General features: G+C 65.7%; 12 protein-coding genes and 1 riboswitch. Of the genes, 1 reads left to right on the top strand and 11 read right to left on the bottom strand.

Going from position 1 to position 13,311, the window contains the following annotated elements; genetic code table 11:
• Position 1 precedes the first annotated feature (1 nt).
• The 6 genes from CLI93_RS08970 to CLI93_RS08945 form a co-directional block, all read right to left on the bottom strand.
• Positions 2-853 (bottom strand): (2Fe-2S) ferredoxin domain-containing protein, encoded by an 852-nt coding sequence (locus tag CLI93_RS08970; RefSeq protein ID WP_095542305.1) that lies wholly within the window; start codon positions 851-853, stop codon positions 2-4.
• Positions 840-1,661, bottom strand: coding sequence for an ABC transporter ATP-binding protein (locus CLI93_RS08965; protein ID WP_095542236.1), 822 nt, complete (start codon positions 1,659-1,661; stop codon positions 840-842). Before CLI93_RS08965 ends, CLI93_RS08970 begins: the two co-directional genes overlap by 14 nt.
• Positions 1,652-2,728, bottom strand: a complete 1,077-nt coding sequence (locus CLI93_RS08960) for a FecCD family ABC transporter permease (protein ID WP_238946627.1) — start codon at positions 2,726-2,728, stop codon at positions 1,652-1,654. The genes CLI93_RS08965 and CLI93_RS08960 overlap by 10 nt, the downstream gene beginning before the upstream one ends.
• A gap of 5 nt (positions 2,729-2,733) precedes the next feature.
• A complete protein-coding gene (locus CLI93_RS08955) occupies positions 2,734-3,831 on the bottom strand; it encodes an ABC transporter substrate-binding protein (RefSeq protein WP_095995861.1) in 1,098 nt (365 codons plus the stop codon).
• Positions 3,831-6,005, bottom strand: a complete 2,175-nt coding sequence (locus CLI93_RS08950) for a TonB-dependent receptor (RefSeq protein WP_095995860.1) — start codon at positions 6,003-6,005, stop codon at positions 3,831-3,833. Before CLI93_RS08950 ends, CLI93_RS08955 begins: the two co-directional genes overlap by 1 nt.
• A gap of 437 nt (positions 6,006-6,442) precedes the next feature.
• A riboswitch (cobalamin riboswitch) is annotated at positions 6,443-6,648 on the bottom strand.
• 123 nt (positions 6,649-6,771) lie between these two features.
• Positions 6,772-7,740: a M23 family metallopeptidase gene (locus CLI93_RS08945; protein ID WP_095995859.1), complete on the bottom strand. Its 969-nt coding sequence runs from the start codon at positions 7,738-7,740 to the stop codon at positions 6,772-6,774.
• 98 nt (positions 7,741-7,838) lie between these two features.
• Between CLI93_RS08945 and CLI93_RS08940 the strand changes: the two genes are divergently transcribed.
• Positions 7,839-8,246 carry a DciA family protein gene (locus CLI93_RS08940; RefSeq protein ID WP_143326996.1) on the top strand — a complete coding sequence of 136 codons (408 nt, stop codon included), beginning with the start codon at positions 7,839-7,841 and terminating at the stop codon, positions 8,244-8,246.
• A 211-nt stretch (positions 8,247-8,457) separates the two neighbouring features.
• On the opposite strand, the gene CLI93_RS08935 is transcribed toward CLI93_RS08940, so the two are convergent.
• From CLI93_RS08935 to CLI93_RS08915, 5 genes are all read right to left on the bottom strand, one after another.
• Positions 8,458-9,441 (bottom strand): PDR/VanB family oxidoreductase, encoded by a 984-nt coding sequence (locus CLI93_RS08935; RefSeq protein WP_095995857.1) that lies wholly within the window; start codon positions 9,439-9,441, stop codon positions 8,458-8,460.
• A 24-nt stretch (positions 9,442-9,465) separates the two neighbouring features.
• Complete coding sequence (locus tag CLI93_RS08930) at positions 9,466-10,515, bottom strand: aromatic ring-hydroxylating oxygenase subunit alpha (RefSeq protein ID WP_095549225.1); 1,050 nt, start codon at positions 10,513-10,515, stop codon at positions 9,466-9,468.
• A 38-nt stretch (positions 10,516-10,553) separates the two neighbouring features.
• Positions 10,554-10,778, bottom strand: coding sequence for a recombinase-like helix-turn-helix domain-containing protein (locus CLI93_RS08925; RefSeq protein ID WP_095995856.1), 225 nt, complete (start codon positions 10,776-10,778; stop codon positions 10,554-10,556).
• Between the two features lie 69 nt (positions 10,779-10,847).
• Positions 10,848-11,819 carry a VOC family protein gene (locus CLI93_RS08920; protein ID WP_095995855.1) on the bottom strand — a complete coding sequence of 324 codons (972 nt, stop codon included), beginning with the start codon at positions 11,817-11,819 and terminating at the stop codon, positions 10,848-10,850.
• A complete protein-coding gene (locus CLI93_RS08915) occupies positions 11,816-13,303 on the bottom strand; it encodes an aldehyde dehydrogenase (protein WP_095549222.1) in 1,488 nt (495 codons plus the stop codon). The genes CLI93_RS08920 and CLI93_RS08915 overlap by 4 nt, the downstream gene beginning before the upstream one ends.
• Positions 13,304-13,311: the final 8 nt, after the last annotated feature.

Raw genomic sequence — 13,311 nt, 5'->3', positions numbered from 1 at the left:
CTCAAGCGCCGCCGGCCGGCTCCTCGCCGTTGCGGTGGATGCGGTATTGCGCCAGTGGTCTGCCGTGTTGCAGGTGCTCGTCGACGATGTGAGCGATGGCGTCCTCGTCCAGGCGGCCGTACCAGATGCCATCCGGGTAGACGATCATCAGCGGGCCGTGGTTGCAGGGGTATTGGCAGCTGGTTTGCAGCGCCATGACACCGCGCTGCAGCTTGCCGCAGGCGCGCAGTCGCTCGGTCAGCTGCGGCCACAGCGCCGCCGCGCCCAGCGCGGTGCAGCGCGGGCCCAGGCACAGCAGCGCGTGGCGCTGGTGCGGCGGGATGGTGGACCAGGCCGCCGGGTCGTGCTGCCAGCGCTCGGGCGTAGTCTGGGTGACGTCGGGCAGGGCCTGGGCCTGGTCGATCTGGCGCGCCAACAGCTCAGGCAGGGCCGCTTGCTGCCAGATGCCGGGCGCAAAGACGATGGGCGGCAACGCCGCCAGGGCCTCTGCCCCGCTGCCCTGCTGGTGGCGCCAGCGCTGGGCGACTTTTTCCAGCCAGCGCAGCAAGGCGTTCTCGCCCGGCAGAAAGAGCGGCTGCACGATGATCTGGCGACAGGGCAGGCATTGCGTCAGGGCCTCGGGCAGTGAGGGGCTGGCGCGGTCGGCAAAGGCGATGGCGATGCGGGCCTCGGGCAGCAGCGCGCGCAGTGGTTCGGCCAGGGCCTGAAGTTGCTCGCGCGCGGCCGCGCCGCTGCTGCCACGGCCGAGCACGACGACGCCCAGCGGGCGCGGATCATGACTGGCAGCGCAGGCAACGCTGGCATGGCTGGCGGCCTGGGCCTCGGCCTGCGGCTCAGCATCAATCGGGGGCATGGGCTGGCGGTTCTGTGGGCTCATCGGATGGGGCGCCTGGCAAGTCATCAGGCAGGAATTCGATCAGCGGCTTGCCGGTGCGCGGGTTGGGCCGCACCTGGGCGGGCACGCCATAGACGCGGGCGATGGTGGCGGCATCCAGCACCTCGACCGGCCGGCCCTGGGCGGCAATGGCGCCACCCTGCAGCAGGTAGATGCGGTCGCAGTAGTGCGCGGCCAGTTGCAGATCGTGCAGCGCGGCCAGGGTGCTCAGCCGCAGGCTGCGCAGCAGGTTCATGAGCTCGAACTGGTGGCGCACGTCCAGGTGGTTGGTGGGTTCGTCCAGCACCAGCAGGCGCGGCTGCTGGGCCAGCGCGCGCGCCAGCAGCACGCGCTGCTGCTCGCCGCCGGAGAGGGTGTCGAAGCGCCGCTGCGCCAGCGCCTGGGCACCCACGCGCGCCAGGGCCTGGGCCACGATTTGCAGGTCCTGGGCGCTGTCGCGCGCCAGCGGGCGCTGGTGTGGGATGCGCCCCATGAGCACCACTTCGTGCACGCTCAGCGCAAAGGGCGGGCTGCCCTGCTGTGCCAGCACGGCCATGGTCTGGGCGGCGCGGCGCGGCGTTTGCTGCCACAGGTCGCAGCCGCCCAGCAGCACCTGGCCGCTGCTGGGCGGCAAGGTGCGGTAGATCATGCGCAGCAGCGTGGATTTGCCGCTGCCGTTGGGGCCGAGCAGGCCGACCATCTCGCCGCTGTGCACCTGCAGGCTGACCTCGCGCACGATGTGGCGCGCAGCGGCCTGCCAGCTCAGGCGCTGGGCGCTCAGCTCCATGGCGCCCCCTGTGCGCGGCGGCCATCGCGCTGCAGCATCCAGACGAAGAAGGGCCCGCCCAGCAACGCGGTGATGACGCCAGCGGGCACTTCGGTGGGCGCAAAGGCCAGGCGCGCAAAGGCATCGACCCAGATGAGAAACAGCGCGCCCAGCAGCGCCGCCACGGGCAACACGCGGCGGTGCTCGGCGCCCACGAGCATGCGCGTGATGTGCGGCACGACCAGGCCGACGAAGCCGATCGGGCCGCTGACGGCCACCATCACGCCTGTCAGCAGCGAGACGGCCACGAACAGCCGGCGCCGCAGCGCCGTGGTGTCGATGCCCAGCGTGGCTGCGGTTTCGTCGCCGGTGAGCAAGGCGTTCAAGGCCTTGGCCTGCAGCGCCAGCCACAGCGTGCCCAGCAGCAGCACCAGGCTGGGCAGGCCCAGCTCGTGCCATTGCGTGCCCGCCAGGCTGCCCAGCGTCCAGGCCATGACGGCGCCGGCCAGGTCGCGCTGGTCGGAAGTCAGCACGATCAGGCTGCTCAGGCCAGCCAGGCAGTAGCCGATGGCCACGCCGCCGAGCACCAGCCGCGTGGCCGAGAGCCGCCCTTGGGCATGGGCCAGCGCGTACACGGCCACGCAGGCGGCCAGCGCGCCGCCAAAGGCGCCCAGCGGCAGTGCCAGGCCGCCGGCCGCGCCCAGCAGGCCCAGCGCCAGCACGCCGACTGCGCCCAGCGAAGCACCCGAGGACACGCCCAGCAGATAAGGGTCGGCCAGCGGGTTGCGCACCATGGCCTGCATGCTCACGCCGACCACGGCCAGACCGGCGCCGACCACGCCGGCCAGCAGCACGCGCGGCATGCGCAGCTGCCAGACGATTTGGCGCTGCGCCTCGCTCCAGGCGCCGCGCGGCAGCTGAAGGCCCAGCGCGCGGCCGATTTCGTGCGCGGCGATGGCCCAGGCATCGGGCGCGGCAATGGGCACCGGGCCGAGCGTGACGGCCAGCGTCAGCGAGACGGGCAGCAGCGCGGCCAGCAACAGCAGCCAGCGGCTCCAGGCGCGGGGGCGCAGGCGGTGCAGAGCCATGGCCATCAAGGCCCAAACCGCTGCGGGTGCAGCGCCTGGGCCAGGGTGCGCACGCGCGCGACGTTGCGCGGCCCGGGCGTGGCCTCGGCGTAGTCGAGCACGATGAAGCGTTTGTGGCGGATGGCCGTGACGTGCTGCAGCTCGGGCTTGGCCAGCAGAAAGTCGATCTTGCCCTGGGCGTCGGGCTGGTCGTAGTCGATGACGACGATCCAGTCCGGGTTGCGCTGCACCACGTCCTCCCAGTTGGCCTTGGGCCAGTTGGCCGGGATGTCGGCAAACAGGTTGCGCCCGCCGGCGGCCTCGATCATGGCGTGGGGCATGCCGTAGCGGCCGGCGGTCTGCGGCACGTCCTGGCCGCTGTCGTAGACGAACACCAGCGGGCGCTGCGCCACGCCCTGCACGGCGGCGACGGTGGCGGCCAGCTCCTCGCGCTGGGCCTGCACCAGCGCCTGGGCCTGGGCCTCGATGCGGAAGATGCGCCCTAGGTTGAGCATGTCGGCAAAGGTGTCCTCCAGCGAGACGCGCTCGCGCGCGACCTTGCGGATGCACGATTCGGTGAGCACGTAGCTGGCAATGCCCAGCTCGGCCAGCAACTGCGGCGTGACGCCGCCATCGCGAAAGCCGTAGCTCCAGCCACCGAAGACGAAGTCGGCCTCGGCGGCAACGATGCGCTCCAGGTTCATGCCGCGCGGCGAGAGGTTGGGCGCCTGCGCCAGCGCAGCCTGGAACTGGGGCGCCACGCGCTTGCTGTCGCGCAGGCCGCTGTAGCCCACCAGGCGGTCGCCCAGGCCGAGGAACAGGAACATCTCGGTGAGGTTGACGTCGTGCGTCACCGCGCGCTGCGGCACCTTGTCGTAGGTCACGCTCTGGCCGCAGACCTGCACGGTCACTGGCGCCACGGCCGTGAGCGGCGCGGCGCTGGCTTGCGCGCCAGCCGGCGCGCTGGCCTGCACCTTGCTCTGCGCTTTTCCCTGTACTGGCCCCTGCGCCGCGCCGTCTGGCTGCTGGCCGCATGCGGCCAGCGCCAGCGCGCCCAGCAGCGCCAGGGTGCGCACGGCGCGCCGGGCGCACCCTGGCCTGGTTTTTTCAGCCGAAGGCGACATCAAAACATCCATTCGGCCGTCAGGTCAAAGCGGCGCGCGCCGCCGAGGAGGGCCTGCGAGCCGGAGATGGCGCGGTTGGTGTACTGCTTGTCGGCCAGGTTGCGCGCCTGCAGGCGCACGGTCGCGCCGGGCCGCAGTTGCCAGGCCAGCGCGGCATCCCAGACGGTGTGGCCGGGCGTGCGCACGGTGTTGGTGTTGTTGGCAAAGCGCGCGCCCACGTACCGCGTCCCCAGCGAGAGTTGCCACTGCCCATGCCATTGGCCCAGCCGCAGGTGGCTCCACAGGTTGGCGTTCTGGCGCGGCACGTTGGCCGGCTGCTTGCCGCTCAGATCCTCGCCGTTGGAGGCCCGCAGCTCGTCAAAGCGCGCGTCCACCCAGGCCCAGTTGCCCTCCAGCTGCCAACGCGGGTGCGGCCGCAGCACGGCCTGCAGCTCCAGGCCCTTGGCGCTTTGCCGCCCGCCCTGCACCGACAGGCGCGGGTTGTCGGCATCGCGCGTGATGATGTCCTTCTTCTCGATGCGGTAGGCTGCCGCCGTCCACTCGCCCAGGCCCTGGCCGAATTGCTGCTTCAGGCCCACTTCCAGCTGGCGCGCCGTGCTGAGCTTGAAGTCGCGGTTGGCCAGGTTCAGCGTCAGCATGCTGGTGATGGGGTCGTGCCCTTGTGAGAACTGGCCGTACAGGCTGGTGCCGGCGCCAAGCTGGTGCGTCAGGCCCAGGCGCCAGGCCGTGCCGCCCAGGGTCTTGTCAAACGGCGTGCCGCGCACGCGCTCATGGCGCGAATAGCGCGAGACGTCGCGGCGCAGCCCGGCCAGCACCAGCCAGCGCGGCTGCACCTGCCAGGCGTCCTCCAGGTAGAAGGCGTGAGCCGTGGTGCGGGTATCGAACTTGGGCAGCGTGGGATCGGGGCTGTGCCAGAAGCCGTGCTGCGGCCAGCGCGCCGGCACCGTGGAGCTGCCGCCATAGGGCGCGTTGTTGGTGTGCGTGAAGTCGGTGCGCGAGACCTCCCAGCCGGCCACGGCGCGGTGCGCGCCCAGTTCCAGAACGGCCTCCAGGCGGTTGCCCAGCTGGCCCATGTCGTGGCCGATTTCCAGGTAACTGCTGCGCGCCACCGTGTCCGTCTGCGGCTCGTAGCGGTAGCTCTCGATGTTCTTCCAGTGGCGGTGCGCGCTGAAGCGGTACAGCTCGTTGCGCAACGTCAGCCAGTCCTGGGCCTGCCACTGCGCACGGGCGCGCAGGCGGCGGTCCTCGTAGCGCACGATGCTGTCCTCGCTGTTGTAGTTGCGCTGCTCCAGGCCAGGAACAATGCGCCCATCGTGCACCGGGCTGCCGAAGTAGCGCTCGGGTTTGTCCATACTCAGATCGGCCAGCAAATCGACCTGCCAGCGCGCATCGGGCTGCCAGCGCAGCGTGCTCATTAACTTGCCGCCGCTGCTGCGGCCCAGCTCGCGCTGGCCGGTGGCGCGGTGGCCGTACACATCCAGGCGGTAGCTGAACTGCTCGCCCAGCGCGCCGGTAGCGCCCAGGCCGGCGCGCACCGCGCCATGCTGGCCAGCGCCCAGCAACAGCTCGTGGCCGCGCGTGCGGCTGGGCTGCTTGCGCACCGCGTTGATGGTGCCGCCCACGGTGCCGCCGCCATAGACGGTGGCGGCCGGGCCGCGCAGCACCTCAATGCGCTCATAGCCCCAGCTGTCGCTGGGATAAGTCACCGTGCCCGAGGCCACGCCCAGGCGCAGTCCATCCTCGGCCACGCCCACGCTGTTGACGCCGCTGAAGCCGCGCGTGGTGAAGGCCATGCCGCCATTGCCGGGCGCGCCCTGCGGCGTCATGCCCGGCGTGCGCGCCACGATGTCGGCCAGCGCATGATCGCCGCGCTGGCGCCAGGTTTGCTCATCCTGCGAAGCCAGGCTGGCAGGCAGCTGCTGGGCGTTCAGGCCCGTGCGGCTGCCCGACTCCGACGGTTGGGCCAGGCCCAGGGCGCTGGCAGGCAGCTGGGCCTGCACCTCGACGGTGGGCAAGGTCTGCTGCGCCCAGGCCGCGCAGCAAGCGCTGCCCAGCACAGCGGCTGCAGTCAGACGCAGACGCAGACGCGCGCGGGCGGGCGCGGGCGCGCAGCGCCCTCCTAGGGTCGGCCAGAGCGAGAGAAGAGAAAACGGTGTGTGAGTGCGATCAATCATGACAAAGCCAGAGCAAACCGCCTGCCTCGCATGCCGCACACGCCTGCAGGCGCCGCCGCGATCGCCACGGGGCCGCAGAACGCATGCACGCGCACCACGGGTCGCCGCCTCTGGCTGATCGCCCTTGCAGGGCCTGTCTGAGCGCCTCGGCTGCATCCCCGCAGACGGTGGTTGGGCGCAATGCCCCACGCCATCCCATGGGCGGCGCGGGGCGCTTGGAGCCTGCTCAAAACCTCTGCCCTACGGGCAAGACTTTGCGCAGGCTCTGACAGGCCGGTATCCGGGCTTGCAAGCGCGCCGCTGCATGACAGGCACACAGGGGCGCATTGTCTGGGCCTGGCCTTCCCAACGCCTTCGCACACCGCAGGATGCGGCCACGCAGGGCGCCAGTGGCTGGCCCGCCCCCCCCTTGTGACGAGGGCGGCGGGCCACGGCAACCGTGGCGGGCCTTGCAGGCCGGCCACGGATTTTTCAGAGAAACCAGACAATGGCAGGCAAGCCAGAAGCGCGCTTGGCGCAACCAAGGCAGAAGGCTTGCCCACGGTCACTTGCTGACCGTTGCGGGGGCAGCCAGGGCTTTGCACCCTGTTCCCGTTTAACCGGCGCGCTTACGCGCGTCGGCACCTGTTGGGTTCGCCCTGCCATGCAGGGCGGGCGCGAGTATAGCCGCAGCGCCTGCCCGGCCCAGCCGCCCAGCCCCTGTGAAACGCGCTCGGAGCCTGTTCAAAGTCTTGCTGCCGGCCGTGCAAGGACTTTGAACAGGCCCTCAGAACTGCGCCAGCAGATCGGACCAATCGGCCCGGCGGCCGGCATTGAGAAAGCGCTGTGGGTCTTGCTGCTGGCCGTTGTGCAGCACCTCGAAATGCAGGTGCGCGCCGGTGGAGCGCCCGGTGCTGCCGACCTCTGCGATGGTCTCGCCACGGCGCACCACGTCGCCGCGCTGCGCCAGCAATTTGGAGGCATGGGCATAGCGGGTCACCAAGCCATTGCCGTGGTCAATTTCCAGCAGATTGCCATAAGCGTGGTGGTATTCGTGCGTGATGACAATGCCGCCTGCGGCAGCCAGGATGGGCGTGCCGGTCGGGGCCTGGAAATCCAGCCCCATATGCTGGGCCTTGCGCCCGTTGAAGGGGTCAAGGCGCAGGCCAAAGCCCGAGCCCACCACGCGTCCGGGCACCGGCGCCTGGGTGGGGATCATGCGCTGGGCCAGATAGCGGGAAAACAGCTGCGCCTCCACGGCCGCGAGGAAGTCGGCCTGCGCCGTCAATCGCGTATCCAGCAGCTGCAGCAGCTGACGCAGCTCTTGAGCCTGCAGCGGCACTTCGCCCACCAGCGGGCCGCCCGCGCCGCCATCAAAAGCGCCCAGCAGCGCCGCCGGTGCAACCGGCTCGGGCGCGGGCAGACCCGCCAAATCGGCCACGCGCCCGGACAGCCCCTGCAGCTGCAGCAACCGGGCCTGCATCTGGCCCAACTGGCGTGCCATGTCGTCGATGCTCTGGCGCATCAGCGCCCGCTCAGCGGCAAAGGCCTCGCTGGCCTGGCTGGCCACGCCAAGAAAGCGATCGATGCTGCCGGCCTGCTCGCGCCAGCTGCTCTTGTGCAGCTGGTGCTGCAGCAGCAACAAACCGGCAGCCCCGGCCAGCAACAGCGCTGCCAAACCCAGCGCCAGCGCAGTCAGTGAGAAATTCAGGCAGTAGCTGCGCCGCAAACGGGCGTCGGTAATAATCAATTGCATGGGTGCGAACCGCCAAAAACCAAGTCAAGCCAGGCCGCAGCGCCTGGCTGTGGCGCGCCTGCCGGGCGAGCGAGGAAATTACGAAAACGGGGGCAGTCATGCCTGAGCAGAACGCCCGCCCGAAGCCGCGCGCCCAGCCTCCCCGGCATGAAGCCCAGACCGCAGGCCAGCGCGCGGCTGGCACGCACATCGGCGCGCTGGTGCAGCGCTCACCGCTGCTGGCGCAATTGACGCAGCAGGCCGAGCTGTCACACCGCCTGCTGCAATGCATTGCGCCCCATCTGCCCGCAGCGCTGCGCGCCGCCGTGCAGGCGGGGCCGGTGCTGGGCCAGGAATGGTGCCTGATTGTGCCAAACCCGGCCGCCGCCGCCAAATTGCGCCACCTCAGCCCGCTGCTGATCGATGCGCTGGCCCAGCCAGGGCCTGCCTTGCAGGAAGGCATGCCCCGCATCGAAAGCATCCGCGTGCGCGTCAGCAAATTGCCTGCGCCGGACGCTTGCAGATAACCGAGGCACCTACGTCCCCGAGACAATCAATTGCTAGGAGTTGTTGAGATTTAATGTTGCGGTGGTGTTTTCGGCCAAAACTCCACAGCTGCCATGTTGAAAACGTTTGCAAGGTATACAACCTTACGCTCGTTTTCGCCTTGCTTCTGCGGCCGTTACCTCGAAAAACCGCTTCGCAAACCCAATCTCAACAACCCCTAGCCCAAAAAAGTCAAAGATCCAAGATCAGCTTGGGAGACTTGGCCCTTGAGACGCAAATCATCATGACCTGATTCGACTCCTTTTCCTGCTTGGTCAGAATGCCATCAAAATGCTCAACTTCACCGTCGAGCACCCGGACCTCACAGGATCCGCATACACCTTCCTTGCAGGAATGCTCGCACTCGATACCCTCATCCAATAGCGTGTCGAGCAAGCTTTTACCTGCGGGTACCTGCACGGTTTTGCCAGAGCGCTCCAGGTACACCTCGAATGCACCATCCTGCGCATTGGGCGATAGTTCAGCGGCAACGAAGCGCTCTATATGAGTATGAGGATACCCCAGTTGCTCACACGTCCGCTCGAAAGCATCGAGCATAGGCGCCGGGCCGCAGCAATAGTAGTGGGTGTCGCCACCCTTGCCCTCCAGCAATTCGGCTAACTCGGGCGGGTGGCCAACTTCCTGATCAAAGTGCCAATGCACGTGCACTCCATGTGCTGAAGCCAAGCCTTCAATCTCCTCGACAAAGGCCGCCTCGTTGCGATTGCGCGCGCAATAGATCATTTCGACACTGCATCCCATGGCGCAAAGGTGGCGCAGCATGCACAGCAAAGGCGTCACGCCAATACCACCTGCAACCAGCACACTGTGCTGGGCACCATCGGCCAATGCAAAATGGTTGCGCGGTGCAGAAATTGTCAGGATCTGGCCGACCCGCAGGCTCTCGTGTACCCAGCGAGAACCGCCTCGGCTACCGCGATCTCGCAATATGCCAACGCGATAGAACGGATGACGGACATCAGCCGCGCTGACAGGCTGACACAACGAGTAGCTGCGCACCAGCCCATTGCCCAAGTGCAGGTCGATGTGCGCACCTGGTGTAAAGGAAGGGAAGACCACATCCGGGGCGGCCGGCCGCAACTCAACGCTAATGATGCCTTCCGCCTCGTACCGAATGGCAAACACCAGAGCCTGCAGAGTAATGGCTGTATTCATGCATTTACTCTTTCAGTCGAGGACTCAGAGGGCTTGGGCAGCCGGCTGCTCACGCGCCTGCAGCTGCTGCTTGGCCATCGAACGCAGATGACGCCGCAACCGCACCAAACCCATGTCATGCTGGTAGAGCGATTCGCGCAGATTGGCACCGGCTTCCATGTGCTCAACCAACACACGATCTTGTTCGAGCACGGCCCAGTGACGCGCCTCCAGGCGATTGCGGTAGAGAAAGCGCCAAGTGTCACGCTCCCAGCCTGGTGCCAATTTGCGCACGCGCCAAAAGAACACGGCCGACAACGCCTGACTAATGGGTGAGATGCCATAAATGATGGCGAAATTACCGCCCGGCCCGCCAGTCTTTGGGTATGGGATTTCCAGACGCATCCAGTGCGTGCCCGTATCACCAAACTCGGTCCAGTCGAAGTTGACGTTGCGCTGACCTTCTTTCTCGAATATGAAGCCGGTATCGGTGTCTCGGATGGCGAACTTGGCTTGCGTATCGCCGCTGTGCATGGTGTGCGACTGCTTGTGCAGGAAGGTACCGTGCATCGGATCCATGACGTTATCGTTGATGTAGCGCCAATCTCCCTTCCATTCAACGTAGCAGAGAAAGCGCGCATACTCATCGTCGTTAGCCAACTCCTCGGGCAACACCAGTTCGGGAGGGTTATCACAGTGTGCATCCCAAGCGTTATAGAGCCAGACCGCGCCAGCACGCTCGCGCACCGGATAGCTGCGTGTAGCACGCGACCCTTCTAGCTTGCAGCCAGGACTGCCGGGGACTTTAGTGACCGTTCCGTCACAGCGCACCTCGACACCATGGTAAGGACAGGCGATGGTGTCACCCAGCGCCACGCCCAGCGACAGCGGCGCGCCGCGATGCGGGCAATGATCTTCCAGTGCATGCAGCCGGCCATTGGTGGCATCGCGCCACAACACCAACTTAAGGCCCAGGCGGTACAGTGACACTGGCGCCTCTTTGATGAATTCGGATGGACAAATCGGGTACCAAAGGTCCTTGAGGCCGACTTCGAGCAACTGCTCAACAGGATCGATGGGGGGAATGGTTTGCATGGTCGTCACTCCTTGTCATGGGGCACCAGATGCGCCGATCACCGGCCAAGCACCTTGATCTCAACACGATAACTCTCTTCAGTCCAGGGTTTGCCGCTGGGGCTGACCGGACCTGCTTTGTTAAGGTAGTCGATCAGACTGGGTAAATCGTAGAGCCCCATGCCAAAGGCGCGCTCCAACGCATCGCCCAGCAAGTCTTCGTAGCTGGTTTGTGCACGGGTTCTGGCCTGATGGGGTTCTAAGTAACGATCGTGGACTTGCATGATGGGCTCCAGTTCTCAGTACTACGTGGGGAAAAAGCGTGCAACCAAATGAAGAGGTTTTTGATGCAGTCAGCGCTTCTCGGTCAGAAACTTACCCTGCGGATCTGTAGCGTCTTTCTGGCGACGCGTCTGGCCGTCAATGCCTCCTTCAATGGCCCATTCGGCGAACACCGTCGGGCCAGGCTTGAATTCCCGTGGCTGCCATGCAGCGGTCAGTTGATCCTCATCGGCGTAATACTCGATCAGCGCGCCGGCCGGGTTCTTGAAATACCAGAAATAGGCCGAAGAAACTGGGTGGCGGCCCGGGCCAAGCTGGGTTTCCCAGCCACAGCGCGAGACATGCATGCCGCCACCAAACACCTCATGGATGTCACGTACTGTGAAGGCAACGTGGTTCAAGCCACGCTTACCGTTGGGCAATTGCAGCAGGAATAAATCGTGGTGGCCACCTTCGGCGGCGCAGCGCATGAAGGCTCCGCGGTCGGGGTAGCGGTCGGACGAAACGAAACCGAATTTCTCGGCATAAAATTTTTCGACGGCCTGAACGTCCGCGACGAAAAATACTACGTGACCAACCTCAATGGGGTGAGCACGTTCGTAAATCGGCGCCGGCGAATCGACGCGCGGGCGCTCCTTCCAAGTATTCATAGCGGCACATTCCACGTCCACGTCACGCTTACGCGTGACTTGCAGACGCACAGCCATGCCGTTCGGGTCCACACAGCCGATACGGCGTACACCTTCAACCGGTGCGTCAAAAAACCCCGACTCGGTGGCAATGCGCTCGGCTATGGCGTCCAAATCACTTGCACTCTCAACACCCCATATGACTTCGCGCAATGTCGCCCCGTCCTCGATAGCAGGGGGCAGGTCTGACCTATTAGCGTCGGCAAGCACGACACGGCAGCCATTGAGACATTCAAACACCCTCTCGTCCGGATGGCTGTCAACCAGCGTCAGACCCCAATCGCTCATGAAGCGCTCGCAGGTGGCAATGTCTTCCACGCCGTACGTGATTTGGTCGATACCGAGCACGCTCATTGCTTTCCTCCTTGAATGCAGGCCCAGGCCAACGGCTGTTCATTCGTACCCCAGTACATGCTTTTTTGCTCCATGTACTGAAAGATGCCCTGGCGCCCTTTCTCGCGGCCCAGGCCAGAATCACGCCAGCCGCCAAACGGGGTGGCAATCGAAAACTGCTTGTAGGTGTTGATCCAGACGGTGCCCGCTTGTACCTCACGGCCTATGCGCCAAGCGCGTTTGAAGTCGCGGCTCCAGACGCCAGCAGCCAACGCATAGACACTATCATTGGCTTGCTCGATCAGTGACTCCTCGTCATCAAAGGGCATTGCCACCAGCACCGGGCCGAAGATTTCCTCCTGCGCTATGCGGGCTTGGTTACTCAACCCTTCAATGATGGTGGGCGTATAGAACCAACCGCGCTCAAATACGCCACCACTGGGACGCACACCCCCGGTGCGGATACTCCCTCCCTCCTCCACACCCATGGCCACATAGCGCTCAATACGATCACGATGGCTGGCCGTAATCAGTGGTCCCATCTGTGTGCTCTCCGCTGCTGGATCCCCAACGCGCAGCGCCTGTGCGCCAGCGACCAAGCGCTGAATGAACTCGTCATAGATACGCCGCGCGACGAACAAACGTGAGCCAGCAATGCAGGACTCACCCGAGCTGCTGAAAATGCCAAACAGCACACCAGCGACAGCATGATCGAGATCAGCATCTTCCAATACCATCGTCGCAGACTTGCCACCCAACTCCATCGACACAGGCATCATCTTGCTAGCGGCAATAGCAGCAATGTGCTTGCCAGTGCTTGTGCCACCGGTGAATGAGACTCTCTTGACCAGTGGATGGCGCGTGACCACATCGCCGATGACCGACCCCTTGCCAGGCAGCACGCTGACTAGCCCCTTGGGCAGGCCGGCCTGCTCACAGATACGGGCCAATTCCAGCGACAATAACGGAGTGACCTCGGCTGGCTTGAGAATTACTGCATTACCCGCCGCCAGCGCCGGTGCCAGCTTCTGCGCATCGCTAGCAATAGGCGAGTTCCACGGCGTAATGGCTGCAACCACCCCCATCGGCTCGTGCACACTCATGCTCACGTATTCACCCCGCGACGGAGTAATGATGTCCTCCAAGGTCTCACAAGCTGCACCGAAAAACTGGAAAGTGCCAGCCGCGCTGGCCACCAAAGCGCGGGTTTCGCTAATCGGCTTGCCGTTGTCCTGGCGCTGCAGCTGCGCCAACTCTTCCGCACGCTCGCGGATCAGATGAGCAACGCGGTAGAGCACGTCGGCGCGCTGATGTGGCAAACGCCGCGCCCAGTCGCTCTGCAAAAAAGCGTGGTGAGCGTGCTCAATGGCTTCCTGGACGTCCTCGACGCTGGCTGCACGCAGCCGCGCAACTTCTTCACCAGTGGCTGGGTAGGTAGTGGCGTATTCCTCGCCACGGCCATCGCGCCATTCACCAGCAATGTTGATTGGCAAACAGTTATTCATCGTGCTTG

Origin of the sequence: Vandammella animalimorsus (genome assembly GCF_002288875.1) — a bacterium.
GTDB classification, from domain to species: domain Bacteria; phylum Pseudomonadota; class Gammaproteobacteria; order Burkholderiales; family Burkholderiaceae_C; genus Lampropedia; species Lampropedia animalimorsus.
This window is presented reverse-complemented; position numbering and strand designations above follow the sequence as displayed.

What these genes read in the sequence shown, in the direction of transcription:
- CLI93_RS08970 (WP_095542305.1), bottom strand. Translation starts at nt 853, where the DNA reads ATGCCCCCGATTGATGCTGAGCCGCAGGCCGAGGCCCAGGCCGCCAGC.
- CLI93_RS08935 (WP_095995857.1), bottom strand. Translation starts at nt 9,441, where the DNA reads ATGAATACAGCCATTACTCTGCAGGCTCTGGTGTTTGCCATTCGGTAC.
- CLI93_RS08940 (WP_143326996.1), top strand. Translation starts at nt 7,839, where the DNA reads ATGCCTGAGCAGAACGCCCGCCCGAAGCCGCGCGCCCAGCCTCCCCGG.
- CLI93_RS08965 (WP_095542236.1), bottom strand. Translation starts at nt 1,661, where the DNA reads ATGGAGCTGAGCGCCCAGCGCCTGAGCTGGCAGGCCGCTGCGCGCCAC.
- CLI93_RS08930 (WP_095549225.1), bottom strand. Translation starts at nt 10,515, where the DNA reads ATGCAAACCATTCCCCCCATCGATCCTGTTGAGCAGTTGCTCGAAGTC.
- CLI93_RS08955 (WP_095995861.1), bottom strand. Translation starts at nt 3,831, where the DNA reads ATGTCGCCTTCGGCTGAAAAAACCAGGCCAGGGTGCGCCCGGCGCGCC.
- CLI93_RS08960 (WP_238946627.1), bottom strand. Translation starts at nt 2,728, where the DNA reads ATGGCTCTGCACCGCCTGCGCCCCCGCGCCTGGAGCCGCTGGCTGCTG.
- CLI93_RS08945 (WP_095995859.1), bottom strand. Translation starts at nt 7,740, where the DNA reads ATGCAATTGATTATTACCGACGCCCGTTTGCGGCGCAGCTACTGCCTG.
- CLI93_RS08915 (WP_095549222.1), bottom strand. Translation starts at nt 13,303, where the DNA reads ATGAATAACTGTTTGCCAATCAACATTGCTGGTGAATGGCGCGATGGC.
- CLI93_RS08925 (WP_095995856.1), bottom strand. Translation starts at nt 10,778, where the DNA reads ATGCAAGTCCACGATCGTTACTTAGAACCCCATCAGGCCAGAACCCGT.
- CLI93_RS08920 (WP_095995855.1), bottom strand. Translation starts at nt 11,819, where the DNA reads ATGAGCGTGCTCGGTATCGACCAAATCACGTACGGCGTGGAAGACATT.
- CLI93_RS08950 (WP_095995860.1), bottom strand. Translation starts at nt 6,005, where the DNA reads ATGATTGATCGCACTCACACACCGTTTTCTCTTCTCTCGCTCTGGCCG.